We start from the raw sequence: 15,867 nt of genomic DNA on the forward strand, positions 1-15,867 counted from the left end.
AGGTTAATACCCTCGTTCTCACTAAATTACCCATAAATTTGAAAAAAATCAGGCGTAAGTTGTAATTTATCCTTGAATCAATCCATCTGGATCTAATTCAAGTAAAGCATGTGCAAAATAGAAATGATAGTCAGCTTGGAATTTCTCAAATAATTGAGCACCTTCTTTTTGATACATAACGAGCGGATCTTGCTGTCCATATGCGCGTAAATGAATCCCTTCTCGTAATTGAACCATAGCGTCAAGATGCATTACCCACATTTGGTCCATCAAGTTTAAATACACTTCTTTTTCAATTGCAGTAATTGTTTCAACTGGGAATTTATTACGTTCTTTCTTATGCCAAGAGACTATTTCTTCCACTACTTCAGCTGGATCCATCAATGTCACTTGATCGAAGGAGATTGGGAATTTAGTGCCACCAAGTAATTCTTTTTGGCGGCTATAGTATTTCTCCAACTCTTCTTCCTCAAGTTCAAGCGGATGAATAAATGAATATTCCGCGACTTCTCGAAGAATTTTTTCAGAAGACACGCCTAGTTTATTTCGTTCTAACAGTTGATCGCGCTCTTTATAAACCATTTTCCGTTGTAAATCGATTACTTCATCGTAAGAAAGCAAATCTTTTCGAATATCGTAATTTGCACCTTCTAAACGTTTTTGAGCATCTACAATGACAGAGTGAATTTTACGCGAGTTAACAGGTTTTCCATCACGAGGTGCTTTACGCTTAAGTTTCGTAGACAGTTTTTCCCAACTCTTACTTTCAAACTGCTCTAATAAATCATCTTCTAATGAAATCATAAACTTACTAAAACCGGGGTCACCACGTCTACCTGAACGCCCCATTAACTGTAAATCAATACGGCGACTCTCGTGGCGTTCTGTCCCGATTACTGCTAATCCACCGAGTTTATGAACATCCGGATCTAACTTTATATCCGTTCCTCGTCCAGCCATATTCGTTGCTAAAGTTACCATGCCACGTTTCCCGGCTTTGGCAATAATTTCCGCTTCTTGGGCGTGGTTTTTAGCATTTAAAACTTGGTGAGGAATTCCTGCAGCATCAAGTAGACTACTAATCCACTCGTTACTTTTAATAGAAGAAGTTCCGATTAGAGTTGGCTGACCTTTTTCATAACGCCAAGAAACTTCGTAAACGATTGCTCTACCCTTTTCCTTTTTCGTATAAAAAATGTCATCGGGCATATCTTCACGATTGACGCGTAAATTTGTTGGTATTACGACAACATCCATATTGTAAATTTGCCGAAATTCTTCTTCTTCAGTTTTCGCCGTACCTGTCATACCAGAGAGTCTTTTATACATTCGGAAATAGTTTTGAATTGTAATTGTCGCAAGTGTGCGTGATTCTTCTTTTACTTCCACGCCTTCTTTTGCTTCAATAGCTTGGTGAAGTCCATCATTAAAGCGACGACCTGGAAGCGCGCGACCAGTATGCGGGTCGATAATTAAAACTTCCCCATCAAGAACGACATAGTCTTTATCTTTATGCATCAAAAAATGAGCACGCATTAGAAGCATTGTAATTCGAAGTTCCACCTGTGCTTCCGCGGAATAAAGTGATTCAACGCCCCAAAATTTTTGAGCTCTTTCAATCCCCGCATCATTCAACCAGACAAAACGCTTATGTTCTTCTATTTCATAATCATCTTTCATCATCGTTTGCACGAGTTCATTTGCCGTTTGATAAAGCGATAAATCTTCTTCTTTACGATCAGAAATAAGTAAAGGAGTCCTTGCTTCATCTATTAAAATGGAATCTGCCTCATCGATTAAAACAAAATCAAGTCCACTTTGTACCTTATCTTCTTTTTGGCGGACCATATTATCACGTAAATAATCAAAGCCAAATTCAGAAGCTGTTCCATAAATGACATCTGCTGTATAAATCGCCTTTTTCTGATCTTTATCTAAACCAGATTCGTTTAAAGCAACCGAAATACCGAGATATTCTAACACTTGTCCGATTTCTTCCCGGTCCCGTCTTGCTAAATATTCATTCGCAGTAACAAGGTGAACACGGTTGCCACGCATCACTTCGATAAACATCACAAATAAAGACATCAATGTTTTACCTTCACCGGTTTTCATTTCTGCCACTTTGCCATCACCAAGAACAAGCGCACCGATTAATTGAACGACAACGGCATCCAAACCAATAATTCTACTTGCCGCTTCTCTTGCTAATGCAAAAATATTAATCTTATCTCGTTCAGTCATTGGTTTTGTTTTGAATTTTTCGCGCCAAAAATTCGTTTGTTCGCGAAGTTCATCTTGGTCCATATTTTTATATAAGCCCTCTTTTCTAACGATTTGACGGGCTATTTCTCGATACTGTTTCACAATTTTGCGATCATCATAATTCTGTCTCATTATATAATATCCTCCATACCTTCTATTATAGAATAACACAAAGTCATCTGGCAATTTATTTCAGGTTTAGAAAAAAGGAAAAACTGATGAGAATAATATTACAAATGTATTAAATTTTTCTATTAACAAAAAGCAATAGGTTTCCCATAGCGAAAGTTGTTGCTTTTTGTTCATATCTTACTTACACCTTAAAGGACTCCCCAGCAGTACATCTCAAGCCCTAAGAATGCACGTTCGCTTTTTAATTGTTACAGTTTCATTACAAATAGTTGGTATAGTCCGCTCTCTCTCTTTATAACAGCTTTTATCTATTTGTTTTTTGCGTAAAAACTGGGTAAACTAAGTATTAATCACTATAAAATTAATTCTCAATTACTAATTGCGTACTGAGATTTTCTGAAAAAAAGAGAGGAGTTTTATGAATATGAAAAAAGCAACTATCGCGGCTACAGCTGGGATTGCGGTTACAGCATTTGCTGCACCAACTATCGCATCCGCAAGCACAGTAGTAGTTGAAGCTGGAGATACACTTTGGGGTATCGCTCAGAGCAAAGGGACTACTGTTGACGCCATTAAAAAAGCAAACAATTTAACCACTGATAAAATCGTACCAGGTCAAAAACTACAAGTAAACGAGGTTGCTACTGAAGAAAAAGCAGAGAAATCTGTTAGCGCAACTTGGCTTAATGTACGTTCTGGCGCTGGAGTTGACCACAGCATTCTTACTTCCATTAAAGGTGGAACTAAAGTAACTGTTGAAACAACAGAATCAAACGGTTGGCACAAAATTACTTACAATGATGGAAAAACTGGTTACGTTAACGGTAAATACTTAACAGACAAAGCAACTAGCACTCCAGTTGTTAAACAAGAAGTGAAAAAAGAAACGACACAACAAGTTAAACCTGCTACAGAAGCAAAAACAGAAGTAAAACAACCAACTACACAACAAACTGCTCCTGCACCAAAAGCAGCTGAAACTAAAGAAGCTCCAGTAGTAGACCAAAATGCTACTACACATAACGTTAAAAGCGGCGACACAATTTGGGCATTATCCGTGAAGTACGGTGTTTCTGTTCAAGATATTATGTCATGGAATAATTTATCTTCTTCTTCTATTTATGTAGGTCAAAAATTAGCTATTAAACAACCAACTAAAACAGTAGCTCCAAAAGCAGAAACAAAAACTCAAGCTCCTGCAGCTGAAAAACAAACAGCTCCAGCAGTAAAAGAAAATTCAAATGCGAATACTGCTACTACTGAGAAAAAAGAAACTGCAACGGAACAACAAACAACTACTAAAGCACCAACTCAAGCTGCGAAACCAGCTCCTGCTCCGTCTACTAACACAAATAAAACAAACACAACAAACAACAATACTAATGCAAGCACACCATCAAAAAACACAAATACTAATACAAACACGAATACTAATACAAACACGAATACCAACACAAACCAAGGTTCCACTAACAATGCGAGCGCAAGTGCTTTAATCGCTGAAGCTCAAAAACATCTTGGAAAAGCTTACTCTTGGGGTGGTAACGGACCAACTACATTTGATTGCTCCGGTTTCACTAAATATGTATTCGCTAAATCTGGAATTTCTCTTCCACGTACTTCTGGCGCACAATACGCTAGCACTACAAGAATTTCCGAATCACAAGCAAAACCTGGTGATTTAGTATTCTTTGACTATGGTAGCGGAATTTCCCACGTTGGTATTTACGTTGGTAATGGTCAAATGATTAACGCGCAAGACAATGGCGTTAAGTATGATAATATCCACGGCGCTGGCTGGGGTAAATTCCTAGTTGGATTCGGTCGCGTATAATTATTTAATAATTTAAAGTAACCTGTGGAGCAGGAAGTTCGCTTCACAGGTTTTTTGTTGGAAATTTTATCTTAATGAAAGACGGTGCATGATGAAAAACTCGATAAAACTAAAACTATTTCCTAAGTTTACAAAAGGCTATAAAGAAGGCTATCCTTTAATTCTAAAAGAACGTTTCGAAAAATGGCCAAAAGATCTACAGGAAGGCGACCTAGTAGAATTAATAGATACGAATGGTCAATTTATAGCTCGTGGGTATCACGGAAAACAAAATAAAGGCGATGGCTGGCTTTTCACCTGGGATAAACAACAACAACTTGATGAGCACTTTTTAACAACTGTAATTACAGCAGCTATCGAAAAGCGTCAATTTTTATTTGCAGATGATTCAACTACAGCTTTTCGGATTTTCAACGGTGAAGGTGATGGCTTTGGTGGCTTCACTGCTGACTTTTATGACGGCTACCTTGTGATTCAGTGGTATAGCCTCGGCGTATATTCTTTCCAAAAAATGATTTTAGAGATTTTCTTATCTTTTCCAGAAGTTAAAGGTATTTACGAAAAAAGACGTTTCCAAGAAGATACAAAAGATGATTTTGTCGCTGGTCAAAAAGCTACTTTCCCGCTGATTATTAAAGAAAATGGCATTAACTACGCTACTTATTTAGATGATGGTTGGATGACTGGTATTTTTCTTGATCAGCGAGACGTACGGAGAAGAATAAGCGAAGACTATGCTGTTTCCAAAAACGTCCTAAACACTTTTTCTTATACTGGAGCGTTTTCCGTAGCAGCTCTATTTGGTGGTGCTAGTAAAACCACCAGTGTGGATGTTGCTGGACGGTCACTTAGTAAAACAAAAGAACAGTTAGAAGTAAATGGACTAGATCCAAATTCTCAGGATATTATCGTAGAAGATGTTTTTCATTATTTCAAATATGCTTTACGGAAAAAACTAACTTTTGATCTAGTGGTTGTTGACCCACCGAGCTTTGCGCGCACAAAAAAAGTAACCTTCCGCGCTGCAAAAGATTACCCAGCTATGCTCCGTGAAATCATTGATATTACTGCTCCAAATGGCACCATTATTGCTTCTACAAACTACGCCGGATTTGGGATGAAAGCATTTAAAAAACTAATTGCCGAAGCTTTTCAAACAAGCGATCGCACTTATAAAATTGTCGAAACGCACTCACTTCCAGCAGACTTCACAGTAAATAAAAACTTTCCTGAAGGGAATTATTTAAAAGTTCTTTTCCTCACTTTGGATAAATAAAAAACAGCGGCCAATTGCTTGGTCGCTGTTTTGTTATTATTTTTTTACTGGCTGATTTTGGTTAGGCAAGAAACTTTCAAACCAGCTGTATAAGTCGTCTTCTTCAGCTTCGTTAACATTATGGCCTACAAAATAACTATGTTTTTCTACATTACAACCCATTTTCTGGAAAAACTGAGCAATTTCTTCTGCTTCGGCTATTTGAATAACTGCATCCTCAATGCCGTGACCAATAAAAATACGTTTATCTTTCAGCATTAAATTAGCGGGTCTTTCTTCCAAATAATGTGGCAAACGACCACTAAGTAGCGCAGCAGCTTTATATTGCCCGCCATAACTTTGCATTATAGAGATTGTTAAAACGGCTCCTTGATCAAATCCAACAAGGAAGATTTGGTTTTTATCAATGGAAACATAATCATTACAAACCTCATCGATAAATTCCGCTACTCGTAAGCTTGTATAATCAACCTCACGCGGATTTGGATCGCCCTCTGTGACCATATGATAAAATCCATAAGTTGGTCCATATTCAACGTCACCGCGCATAGAAACTACTACAAAGCGGTCCATTAATAATTCTAATCGTCCCGCCATATCAAGTTCGTCTCCACCAAAACCGTGAAGTGCGAATATCACTGGAAAAATCTCCCCATCTTTTCTCCCAATTGGCTCATAAATATCATACGCATACATTTTCATTCTTTACACCAGCCCTTAATCTAACAGTTTTTTTAGTGCTTCTGCCTCTTCATCAGTTAGTGTAATCCCTTTTCCCATTTTTTCATGATCCTCTGACCAGTCGCGGATGTCATATTTAGGCGGACGACCGTTCCAGCTGACTTTGTTTAATTCCTTCCGCCAACCACGTGCATTTTCGGATAATACGCCTATTTCTTCTATGATTTCATATTCAATATTTGCCAAAATAATCCTTATCCTTTCCGAATCTATATCTACCATACTATCAAATATTTACCCCAAATTACATTGAAACAATCGTGAATTCAAAAAAAGCGCCCTTCCTACTAGAATTTTTGGATTGATTGCGTTACGATTGAGAAGTACTAAAGGGTTGGAGGTGCTTAGTTATGTCGAATGAAACAACAGATTATTTACTGGAAACATGTTTGATGGCCGGTAAAATAATGATGGAAAGTGGTGCAGAAATGTATCGTGTGGAAGATACTATGAACCGCATCGCCACCATCGCTAGTAATAAAAAAGGGATTAGTTTCGTGACGCCAACTGGGCTTTTTATGTCACTTGAAGGTGAGCGTAATGTACAATTACAGCAAATCCCAACAAGAACAATTAATTTAGAAAAAGTATCTATGGTCAATGAATTTTCCAGGGATTTCGCTGAAAAGAGAATTTCCTTAAAAGAATTACATACAAAACTCGTTAATTTAGATAAAGATGTTCGCTACTTCCCTATTTGGTTGCAAATTATTGCTGCCTCACTTGTTAGTGGATCGTTGATGGTTATTTTTGGCGGTGGTTGGTTTGATTTTATTCCAACTTGTATCATTGGTGCGATTGGTTTTATCATTTTTTACTATACGCAAATTTTTATGAAGGTGAAGTTTCTCGCGGAATTTTTAGCTTCATTGAGTGTTGGGCTTTTAGCTGTTTTGACGATTTCGATTGGATGGGGAATTAATTTAGATACGATGATTATTGGTGGCGTGATGCCGCTTGTTCCCGGGGTTCCGATTACGAATGCGGTTCGGGATTTGATTGCTGGGCATTTACTTAGTGGAATGGCACGCGGAACGGAAGCGCTACTTACTTCTTGTGCAATAGGAATTGGAATCGCGGTTGTTTTCCGCTTTTTCTTATAAAGGAGACGCTATAATGGATTTAGTTTGGACTATTATTATTCAATTAGTGCTGAGTTATGTTGCGACTGTGACGTTTGCGATTATTACAAACGTGCCAAAAAGAGCGCTGAATACTTGCGGCATCACTGGTACATTTGGCTGGATGGCTTATTGGACCTTGATGCAAATGGATTCTGGAACCGGCGCTTCTTCTTTAGCTGGAGCTTTTGTTGTCGCTGTACTCAGTCACTTTTTTGCGAAATATAAAAAATTGCCGATTACGATTTTTAATGTTCCCGGAATTGTGCCACTCGTTCCTGGGGGCCTTGCTTACCAAGCTGTACGGAATTTTGTGTTAGGTGATTATACGGAAGCAATTGGTTTTTCTGTACAAGTTACAGTGGTTGCTGGCGCTATAGCAGCGGGATTAATGCTCTCGGAAGTATTCAATCATAGTATTAGGGCATTTCGTGGACGTAAAGAACGTATTTAAAAAAGCAATCTCTAGACGAGATTGCTTTTTTATTATCGAATAATTTGATTTACTTATGGCTCAGGAATCATAACCCCATAAACAAGTATCTGATACGTAACCACCACATCTTCGCTAGTCAGTGTTCCTTCGCGATTGGTTGGTATACTTTGGTAGTTTTCCCACCTCTCAATCCCGGTACTACTGAGATCGGCATTTTGCGAAATAACATAGGGGATTTGTTTCCCTTGATCATCCAGTATATTAAAGGTCATTCTTTCCGGTAACGAATATGTTTCCCCTTCTTTAGCTGGAATAACAATATCAGGCACCGCTTCACCTTGATTATAAATTTGTTGATTGTAATTTAATCTCATATGATATTGATCTAAATTAGGATAAATAGGTACTAAATCGCCGTTTTTATAAGTTGTTAAATCCGTTAAAACAAATGGATCCCCATTGCTATCAACAAATTTAATTGTTATTTTAACATCTTGCGCTTCTTTCGTATAGATATACGTTACTTCTATAGCTTGATTAGTGAAAGTACCATTTGCATTGTTTGGCAGTTTCGTTGTATCTAATGTGTATCCATCAATTTGTAATTTGTATTTATCTGTTGAAGCATCATATGGTTCGCCAATATTACCGCTAATTGTTTGTGGATCATGGATTTTGTTTCCATCTTGATCGAGGTATTTAACAGTTACGGTAGCTAAAGGCACTTTTTGATAAACATAAGTAACAACTTGCGCTTTCTCTGTAAAAGTTCCTGTTGTATTTCCGTTCGCTTCTTTTAATTGGTATCCCTCAATATTTTTCGTTGCAGTCTGATATGGTTGGCCAATGTCGCCTTCGAGTGTTTCACTAGTCGCCAGTGAATTTCCTTGTTCATCCTGATAGTTTACAGTTACAGTCCCTTTTTCAACTACGGGCGGTGTATTATTTTTACTTGTGTGTATATATCCTACATAAGTATAGCCTTCCATTGATTCGGGTTGTTTCGTTTCTTTCGTTCCTTTTGCAACTGTTTGAGATTCTTGAGTTTTTAAGTTACTATTTTCTGTTGCTTGAACAATCGATCCGACTAACAAACTACTACCGCCAAGGACAACAAGAAATACTAGCAGCTGTCTGGCGTGTCTTTTTTTCAATGTAAGAAGTCCAATACCACTTCCGAATAAAATAAACCCTAGGATGATTAAATAACTATTTGGGCCAACATCTCCCGCTTTTAATAGTGTCCCATTTTGATTTTTATTATTGTCAGAAGTATTATCTGTATTTGTAGTTGGTTCTGATGTGTTTTTTTGATACACAAAGGAATAATTTTCATAATCATTTGTAAGTGTCTCGTTTGGATTTCCTTTGATAATACTATTTTTTTGCGTTTCTGTTAATGAGCTGATATCAATGTAATTATACGTCACATTGCTTGTATCAGTTTCAGCAGCATTCACCGGTGAATTTCCAAAAAGAAAACCTGTGAAAAATAATATTACTGCGAATACGCAAAGAAAGTATTTTTTCTTCATAGTACTATCCCTCCTCATATAACTAATTTCTCTTTTTAACTGCTCACTCTCCTAGCAAAAGGAGTACTAAACTAGCACTTAATTGAGCTCAACAATTATATATTAGGCAAAAAACATTATCAATGAGGCGAAATGTGTCTATTTTGTGAACAAAAATGATTTCTTTAAACTATTTAAATAATCTTATACTAGGAGTAATATTATTTCTTTCCACAGTTCCGTATAGCCTAAACGGTAGAACTATATTTAAAATTTGTGCGTAATTGGGTTAAATATTATATAAGAATCCTAAATTATTATCAAGTATATAAATATGTCTATTTTGTGAACAAATCCATTCTTTTGTATAGAATTGAACCTAAACTGCTTAGATATTCAAAAAAGACGCTAGACAAAATGATTGCTCACTTTGTCTAGCGTCTTTTCAACGTCTAGCAATATTAACGGTAGTAAACACGAATTTATCATAACGGTGGCGCGATCTGGAAAACTCAAACGCGAGACCGTTGTTTAAATAAACGGTTTGTTCTACTTCGACAACGGGATCATCTGAAGCACAGTCAAGATATTGCTGATCAAGCAGTGTCGCTTTATCCGCGCGAATTTGTTTGTACGAACTAGCAATTTTCAGGTTCAAATCGTCTTGAATATAAGAGTATATCGAACCTTCTAAAATTTGCTGGTTAATGCCTGGGATAACCCCAACTGGCATATACGTATGTTCTAGCACATATGGTTCATCTTTCACTAGCCGAACACGAAGAATATCATAGATTGGCGTTTCCATTTCGATATGAAGACGTTCTGCAATTTCTTCTGTTGGAAAGATGACTTTAAACTCAATTACTTTGCTAATGACCTTTTTTCCGTCTAAAAGTTTAGTGAAACCATTTACTTCTTGGTTATGAATCTGCAAACGGTCCGCGTCCAGCGCCGATTTGATAATGAAAGTACCATGCCCGCGTTTACGATATAGTAAGCCTTCAAGTACAAGTACTTCAAGCGCCTTTTTCATTGTCATTCGACTACAATCAAACTCTTTCGCCAAAGTTATCTCATCAGGAATAGGTTGATTAAGCGGATAGGCGTGATTCATAATTCTTTTGCGGATTTCTTCAGCAATAAAGCTATATTTTGTCTGGTTCTGAGCCACGGAAGTTCACCTCTTTACACATAATACTTTTATTTTATCACATTTAGTCTTCAAAACCATTGTTTTCTGAAAGTTCTTTGTACCAATGACCGGATGCTTTTACGGTACGTTTGAAATTATTGTCTAAATCAACTTCTACTAAGCCATAACGGTTTTTGTAAGCATTAGCCCAGCTCCAGCAATCCATAAATGTCCAAAGATGATAACCATGACAGTTAGAACCTTCTTCAATTGCTTTATGCAGCCATTTCAAGTGACTCTTAATGAAATCGATTCGATATGTGTCTTCAATCATTCCATCTGCATTACGGTAGCGACTTTCGCCTTCTACACCCATGCCATTTTCAGAAATGAAGAATGGAATATTATCGTAGTTATCGCGCAGATTAATTGCAATATCATAAATCGCTCTTTCGAAAATTTCCCAACCACGATATGGATTCATTTTGCGGTAAGGCATTTCATAATTATCAAAGAGATGTTCCGGCATAAATGGCGCATCCGGGTGAGCTGCGTATTCTTTCGCTTTCACACGACGCGGTTGGTAGTAGTTTACACCAAGAATATCAATAATGTTGTTTTTAATTATCGCCAAATCTTCTTCCGTATATTCTGGAAGCGCGTCATGTTCGCGAATAATTTCTACAAGGTCAGCCGGGAATTCCCCTTTTGTTACTGGGTCAAGGAAACTACGGTTGAAAATTAAATCCGCAATATGAGCTGCTTTTAAATCTGCCGGATTTTGGCTTCTTGGATATGACGGTGTTAAGTTTAAAATAATACCGATTTGGCCTTCTGGAATTTCAAGTGCGTGGAATTCTTTTACAGCAAGCGCATGAGCTAAAGTAGTATGGTACCCCACTTGTGTCGCGCGTTTAAAATCAACGACATTCGGATAGTGCATATCGTATAAATAACCTGCTTCAACAGGAACAATTGGTTCATTAAAAGTAAACCAATGTTTCACACGGTCTCCGAATAATTCAAAACAAGTTTTTGCAAAAGTAGCATATGCATCAACTACTTCACGGCTTTCGAAACCGCCTTTTTCTTGCATCGACATTGGCATATCAAAATGATATAAATTCATAAATGGTTCAACATTATTTGCAAGCATTTCATCAATAACACGATTGTAAAAATCAACCGCTTTTGGATTCACTTCGCCAATACCATCTGGAATAAGGCGTGACCACTGAATCGATGTACGGAAAGAATTATGCCCTGTTTGTTTCATTAAAGCAATATCTTCTTTATATTGATAGTAAAAATTAGATGTATTCGTAGGACCAACATCATTAAAGAAACGACCTGGTTCGATTTTATACCAGTGATCCCAAATACTTGGTTTTCTGCCATCTACATTTGCTGCGCCTTCTGTTTGTGGGCCTGATGCTGCACTTCCCCACCAAAAATTATCCGGAAATTTATAAGTCATTTTTTTACCTCCAACTATTATTTGATTTTATTATACCTTATTTATTTAAAAGTATAAACTTATTTATACAAAAGTTTGTTTTTTATTTTTATTTCACTCATGTATTGCCAAAAATCGGCTAATCGTCTACAATAATAAAGTCGTATAAGTTCGGTAATATGGACCGTTCGTTTCTACCAGGCAACCGTAAAATGCCAGGCTACGAGCTATTGTAAAATTTAATTGGGATTTTTTTGCTATTTTTATTTATCATTCCCTTTTTTACCTATGCTCTTTCCGTTATGTGCGACAACATAAATAGGGAGGCTTTTTTTAATGGATAAACTTTTCAAACTACGCGAGAACAAGACGACTGTTCGAACAGAAATACTCGCGGGGCTAACGACTTTTCTGTCTATGGCTTATGTACTTTTCGTCAACCCATCTATGCTTGCAACTACTGGAATGGAATTAAAAGCTGTTTTTGTGGCAACTATTCTTGCGTCAGTCGTTGGTTCCCTTGCAATGGGACTTATCGCTAATTACCCAATCGGGCTCGCTCCTGGTATGGGATTAAATGCGTTTTTTGCTTATACGGTTTGTGCGCAGTGGGGCATCCCGTGGCAAACTGCACTAGCTGGCGTACTTGTTTCTGGTTTAGTATTTATTTGTTTAACTCTTTCAGGACTACGCGAAAAAATTGTTAATGCAATTCCAACTGAACTAAAATTTGCTGTTGGAGCTGGAATCGGCTTTTTCATCGCCTTTTTAGGACTAAAAAATGCTGGAATTATCGTACCAAATGATTCGACGATTGTAGCGCTTGGTGACTTACATTCTGGTCCGGTGTTACTTGCTGTTTTTGGGATTATTATAACTGTAGCTTATATGACAATTGGTTGGAAAGGTGCGATTTTCTTTGGGATGGCAACTACTGCCATTGCTGGAATGTTATTTGGATTAATTGACGTGCCAACTCAAGTTGTTTCTTCTGTACCAAGTATGGAGTCAACGTTTGGTCAAGCAATTATTCACTTACCAGATATTTTCACACCACAAATGCTCATTGTTATTTTGACATTTTTCTTTATTGATTTCTTTGATACCGCTGGGACACTTGTTGCGGTTGCGACTCAAGCTGGGTTTGTAAAAGATAATAAAATCCCGCGCGCAGGTCGTTCGCTGTTTTCCGATTCGCTGGCAACAGTTTTTGGAGCGATTTTCGGGACATCAACAACTACTTCTTATGTAGAATCAACTGCCGGTGTTGCGGTTGGTGGTCGAACTGGTTTAACAGCTGTCGTTATTGCTATCTGTTTCTCACTGTCACTATTCTTCTCGCCGCTTCTTGGTGTCATTACAAGTGCGGTTACGACTCCAGCGCTTGTGATCGTAGGGATTTTAATGATTGGCAATGTCGCTCATATTGATTGGACTAAATTTGAAGTAGCTGTTCCATCGTTTTTCGTTATCTTAATGATGGTACTTACTTTTTCTATTGCAACTGGTATCGCGATTGGTTTCATTTTCTACCCAATTACAATGGTACTTAAAGGTCGTTATAAAGAAGTACATCCAATTATGTATGTGATGATGGTTCTATTTATACTGTACTTTATGTTTGTCGTTTAGACAGCAAAAAAACCGGGGATGCGGAATCCCCGGTTTTTCTTTTAATCGTAATAAACAATCATGTAATTTTTTCCTTTTTCCTCGTCATAGCCTTGGACAAAATCAGTTTCTTCCAGTTGTTCTAAGTCTTTCACGACAACTGAAATATTTTTTCCAAGTTTAATCGTTTTGCGAATTTTTTTCGATAGTTTTTCACGTTTTTCTTCATCTAATTGGAATGTTTCCGGAAAACGGACATTGTTTTCTCGTTCGAAAGTATCGACCATTGTATTGAATTCGGTAATTTCTTCCGGTTTTTCAATTGTCGTACGAGCAAATTCAGCGATATTTAACGTTTCTTCCCCTGCCAAATATTCGCTCGTCGCTTTCACAAAATTCGATTTATCAAGCAGCGACTCTTCCCGTTGCTTAATATAATCCGTACAAACTTCCACAAATCCTTCTGTATAAAATTTTTCATCTGTTATTTTATCAATACTTAAAAACTTATCTTTCCAATAAACAGAATCCCCGCGATTAAGCCGATCTAATATTAAAACTTTATTTCCTGAATCATGGTCAACATTAAAAATCAAGCAACCTTTATCGAGATCAGTTCCTGTAATACCTTTATCATAACCAATCTGGAACTCGCTACCATTAAAATCATTTTTCAGAAAAACTTCTTTATTCTCGACTTTGAAGATTCCAATCCCATTCGTAAAATCTCCATCAACTACGCAACCTTCAATAAAGAAAATCCATACATCACCACTTTTAATATTCGGGTGGGTTGTTTCACTATATAAATGCTCTAAAATTTTCTTAGATTCATCTAAAAACTCTTCTTCCGCCCCAAACATATTTGCCGCAAAAGTCCGGACCTCATTAAAATCCAAATCTGTTTCATGAGAAAATTGATAATAATCGTCTTTCGTAAATGGCTCTAAGAAAATAGAAGCCAAGGTTTGGTTCATTTCTGAGCCAATATCTTGAAGTACATTCGCTGATACTTCTGTTCCTTCTTCTCTCGCTTTATTTCCAGCAAAATGGACCACGAGTTTCGTAATTTTTGCGTAAGAAAAATCTGGCATTTACTAATCATCCTAACTTTTATAAAATAACTATTTCCTGTATACTAAATTTATTATGAACAAACGGAGGTATGTAATGGTTCCAGCAGATTTTGAAGATCGTGTTTATACGGTCGTACGCCAAATTCCACGCGGCAAAGTGACTACATATGGTCAAATCGCCTATATGATTGGCTTTCCAAAAAACGCCAGACTAGTTGGTGCTACACTGAAGCATTCAAAGCGTGACCAAATCACACCATGCCATCGGGTCGTAAATGCAGCTGGCCGACTTGTCCCGAACTGGGAAGAACAGCGTGAACTGCTACTGTCAGAAGGGGTTACATTTAAAGAAAACGGACATGTCAAAATGAAAGATCATTTTTGGCAATAAGCGTTGTAGCCACGACCAATATCAGCAACACCGTGTGAATCGGATCCGTACACAAATGGAATCTCTAACGCTCGAGCTAAAGTCACAATTTCTTTCGGTGGATAGGTTTCTTTGCAAAGTGGCTTAAATAATCCCGCCGTATTAAAATCAAGCTCATAACCCCGTTTTTTCACTAAAGCAAGAATCGCCTCAAATTCTGCGATAACTTCCGCCGAAAAATCGCGCCCGTTTGCACCAAAAAACTGTTGAAACTTCTGACACAGCGAAATATGTCCGATTCTCCGCGGTTTAAAAGCTCCTAAATCCGCTTCAATTGACTGTTTGACACCTTCTAAATAAGCAAGTTGCGCTTGTTCAAATCCACCATAAAATTGCACAATTCCTTCATTATAATCTTCCGCTGTAAAATCAATCGAACGAAAGCCACCTTGGCCTTCTAAAAAATGCAGCGATAACACACCATCATCCGTTTGCGGACCATACTCATTCAAAAAATCTCGCGTGAAATCCTCATAACCAATTAAATAATCCACTTCAAACCCAATATGTATTAATAAATCACTCGCATATTTTTTCTTCATCTGGTTCATTTTCTTAAAATAATAAGGTAAATCACTCATCGACATACTTGCCGTTGTGACAGCTTCTTGGTTTCCCGCAGTATTTTTCATAAATTCACTCGAAAGCGGCGCGTGCTCAACTATAGAATACTCATCAAAATCCAGTTCAATCGCTTTTAAAATCATTTCTTCCACATCATCATGCGTACCATGTGGACAAAATTCGGTATGCGTATGCCCGTCTCTTTTCATATTCAACCCTCTTTCAAAATTCTTTTCCCTAAGTACTCTAAATGGTACACTAATTATACCATATGAA

At 37.4% G+C, this 15,867-nt stretch carries 14 protein-coding genes and 1 riboswitch; of the genes, 6 read left to right on the forward strand and 8 right to left on the reverse strand.

Annotation, left to right across the window (positions count from 1 at the left end; all coding sequences use genetic code 11):
- Positions 1-66: 66 nt before the first annotated feature.
- Positions 67-2,397: an accessory Sec system translocase SecA2 gene (secA2, locus tag OC533_RS05395; protein ID WP_045554414.1), complete on the reverse strand. Its 2,331-nt coding sequence runs from the start codon at positions 2,395-2,397 to the stop codon at positions 67-69.
- A 424-nt stretch (positions 2,398-2,821) separates the two neighbouring features.
- Between secA2 and OC533_RS05400 the strand changes: the two genes are divergently transcribed.
- Entirely contained in the window at positions 2,822-4,231 is a 1,410-nt protein-coding gene (locus OC533_RS05400) for an invasion associated endopeptidase (protein ID WP_072218678.1), read from the forward strand.
- Between the two features lie 91 nt (positions 4,232-4,322).
- Positions 4,323-5,507, forward strand: coding sequence for a class I SAM-dependent rRNA methyltransferase (locus OC533_RS05405; protein WP_041918362.1), 1,185 nt, complete (start codon positions 4,323-4,325; stop codon positions 5,505-5,507).
- Positions 5,508-5,543: 36 nt separating this feature from the next.
- Here the strand turns inward: OC533_RS05405 and OC533_RS05410 are convergent, their stop codons facing one another.
- On the reverse strand, positions 5,544-6,203 hold the full coding sequence (locus OC533_RS05410) for an alpha/beta hydrolase (protein WP_070753644.1): 660 nt from the start codon (positions 6,201-6,203) through the stop codon (positions 5,544-5,546).
- A gap of 21 nt (positions 6,204-6,224) precedes the next feature.
- Entirely contained in the window at positions 6,225-6,434 is a 210-nt protein-coding gene (locus OC533_RS05415) for a YdbC family protein (RefSeq protein WP_003760724.1), read from the reverse strand.
- A 164-nt stretch (positions 6,435-6,598) separates the two neighbouring features.
- On the opposite strand from OC533_RS05415, the gene OC533_RS05420 reads away from it, so the two are divergent.
- Together OC533_RS05420 and OC533_RS05425 are read left to right on the forward strand one after the other, a co-directional pair.
- Entirely contained in the window at positions 6,599-7,351 is a 753-nt protein-coding gene (locus OC533_RS05420; protein WP_003729317.1) for a threonine/serine exporter family protein, read from the forward strand.
- A 13-nt stretch (positions 7,352-7,364) separates the two neighbouring features.
- A complete protein-coding gene (locus OC533_RS05425; RefSeq protein WP_033533337.1) occupies positions 7,365-7,823 on the forward strand; it encodes a threonine/serine exporter family protein in 459 nt (152 codons plus the stop codon).
- A 53-nt stretch (positions 7,824-7,876) separates the two neighbouring features.
- Here the strand turns inward: OC533_RS05425 and OC533_RS05430 are convergent, their stop codons facing one another.
- The 3 genes from OC533_RS05430 to OC533_RS05440 all read right to left on the reverse strand — a co-directional run bounded on the left by OC533_RS05430 (position 7,877) and on the right by OC533_RS05440 (position 11,931).
- A complete protein-coding gene (locus OC533_RS05430; RefSeq protein ID WP_194323243.1) occupies positions 7,877-9,340 on the reverse strand; it encodes a MucBP domain-containing protein in 1,464 nt (487 codons plus the stop codon).
- Positions 9,341-9,764: 424 nt separating this feature from the next.
- The gene (locus tag OC533_RS05435) at positions 9,765-10,493 is read right to left on the reverse strand and encodes a GntR family transcriptional regulator (protein ID WP_003738260.1); all 729 of its coding nucleotides are present in this window, start codon (positions 10,491-10,493) and stop codon (positions 9,765-9,767) included.
- A gap of 43 nt (positions 10,494-10,536) precedes the next feature.
- Positions 10,537-11,931 (reverse strand): glycoside hydrolase family 1 protein, encoded by a 1,395-nt coding sequence (locus OC533_RS05440; RefSeq protein WP_185520635.1) that lies wholly within the window; start codon positions 11,929-11,931, stop codon positions 10,537-10,539.
- Positions 11,932-12,051: 120 nt separating this feature from the next.
- Positions 12,052-12,153: riboswitch (purine riboswitch) on the forward strand.
- A 93-nt stretch (positions 12,154-12,246) separates the two neighbouring features.
- On the opposite strand from OC533_RS05440, the gene OC533_RS05445 reads away from it, so the two are divergent.
- Positions 12,247-13,542 carry an NCS2 family permease gene (locus tag OC533_RS05445; RefSeq protein WP_003770724.1) on the forward strand — a complete coding sequence of 432 codons (1,296 nt, stop codon included), beginning with the start codon at positions 12,247-12,249 and terminating at the stop codon, positions 13,540-13,542.
- A 41-nt stretch (positions 13,543-13,583) separates the two neighbouring features.
- On the opposite strand, the gene OC533_RS05450 is transcribed toward OC533_RS05445, so the two are convergent.
- Positions 13,584-14,615 (reverse strand): nucleoid-associated protein, encoded by a 1,032-nt coding sequence (locus OC533_RS05450; protein WP_003760718.1) that lies wholly within the window; start codon positions 14,613-14,615, stop codon positions 13,584-13,586.
- A gap of 76 nt (positions 14,616-14,691) precedes the next feature.
- Here OC533_RS05450 and OC533_RS05455 point away from each other — a divergent pair, with 76 nt between their 5' ends.
- Positions 14,692-14,988: an MGMT family protein gene (locus OC533_RS05455; protein WP_070753551.1), complete on the forward strand. Its 297-nt coding sequence runs from the start codon at positions 14,692-14,694 to the stop codon at positions 14,986-14,988.
- Here OC533_RS05455 and hisJ read toward each other — a convergent pair.
- A complete protein-coding gene (hisJ, locus tag OC533_RS05460) occupies positions 14,973-15,800 on the reverse strand; it encodes a histidinol-phosphatase HisJ (protein WP_185484795.1) in 828 nt (275 codons plus the stop codon). The genes OC533_RS05455 and hisJ overlap by 16 nt on opposite strands.
- Positions 15,801-15,867: the final 67 nt, after the last annotated feature.

Origin of the sequence: Listeria sp. Marseille-Q6474 (genome assembly GCF_946902005.1) — a bacterium.
Classification (GTDB): Bacteria; Bacillota; Bacilli; order Lactobacillales; family Listeriaceae; genus Listeria; species Listeria innocua.

Coding starts and splice junctions, on each gene's coding strand:
- secA2 (WP_045554414.1), bottom strand. CDS start 2,397: ATGAGACAGAATTATGATGATCGCAAAATTGTGAAACAGTATCGAGAA.
- OC533_RS05400 (WP_072218678.1), top strand. CDS start 2,822: ATGAAAAAAGCAACTATCGCGGCTACAGCTGGGATTGCGGTTACAGCA.
- OC533_RS05405 (WP_041918362.1), top strand. CDS start 4,323: ATGAAAAACTCGATAAAACTAAAACTATTTCCTAAGTTTACAAAAGGC.
- OC533_RS05410 (WP_070753644.1), bottom strand. CDS start 6,203: ATGTATGCGTATGATATTTATGAGCCAATTGGGAGAAAAGATGGGGAG.
- OC533_RS05420 (WP_003729317.1), top strand. CDS start 6,599: ATGTCGAATGAAACAACAGATTATTTACTGGAAACATGTTTGATGGCC.
- OC533_RS05425 (WP_033533337.1), top strand. CDS start 7,365: ATGGATTTAGTTTGGACTATTATTATTCAATTAGTGCTGAGTTATGTT.
- OC533_RS05430 (WP_194323243.1), bottom strand. CDS start 9,340: ATGAAGAAAAAATACTTTCTTTGCGTATTCGCAGTAATATTATTTTTC.
- OC533_RS05440 (WP_185520635.1), bottom strand. CDS start 11,931: ATGACTTATAAATTTCCGGATAATTTTTGGTGGGGAAGTGCAGCATCA.
- OC533_RS05445 (WP_003770724.1), top strand. CDS start 12,247: ATGGATAAACTTTTCAAACTACGCGAGAACAAGACGACTGTTCGAACA.
- OC533_RS05450 (WP_003760718.1), bottom strand. CDS start 14,615: ATGCCAGATTTTTCTTACGCAAAAATTACGAAACTCGTGGTCCATTTT.
- OC533_RS05455 (WP_070753551.1), top strand. CDS start 14,692: ATGGTTCCAGCAGATTTTGAAGATCGTGTTTATACGGTCGTACGCCAA.
- hisJ (WP_185484795.1), bottom strand. CDS start 15,800: ATGAAAAGAGACGGGCATACGCATACCGAATTTTGTCCACATGGTACG.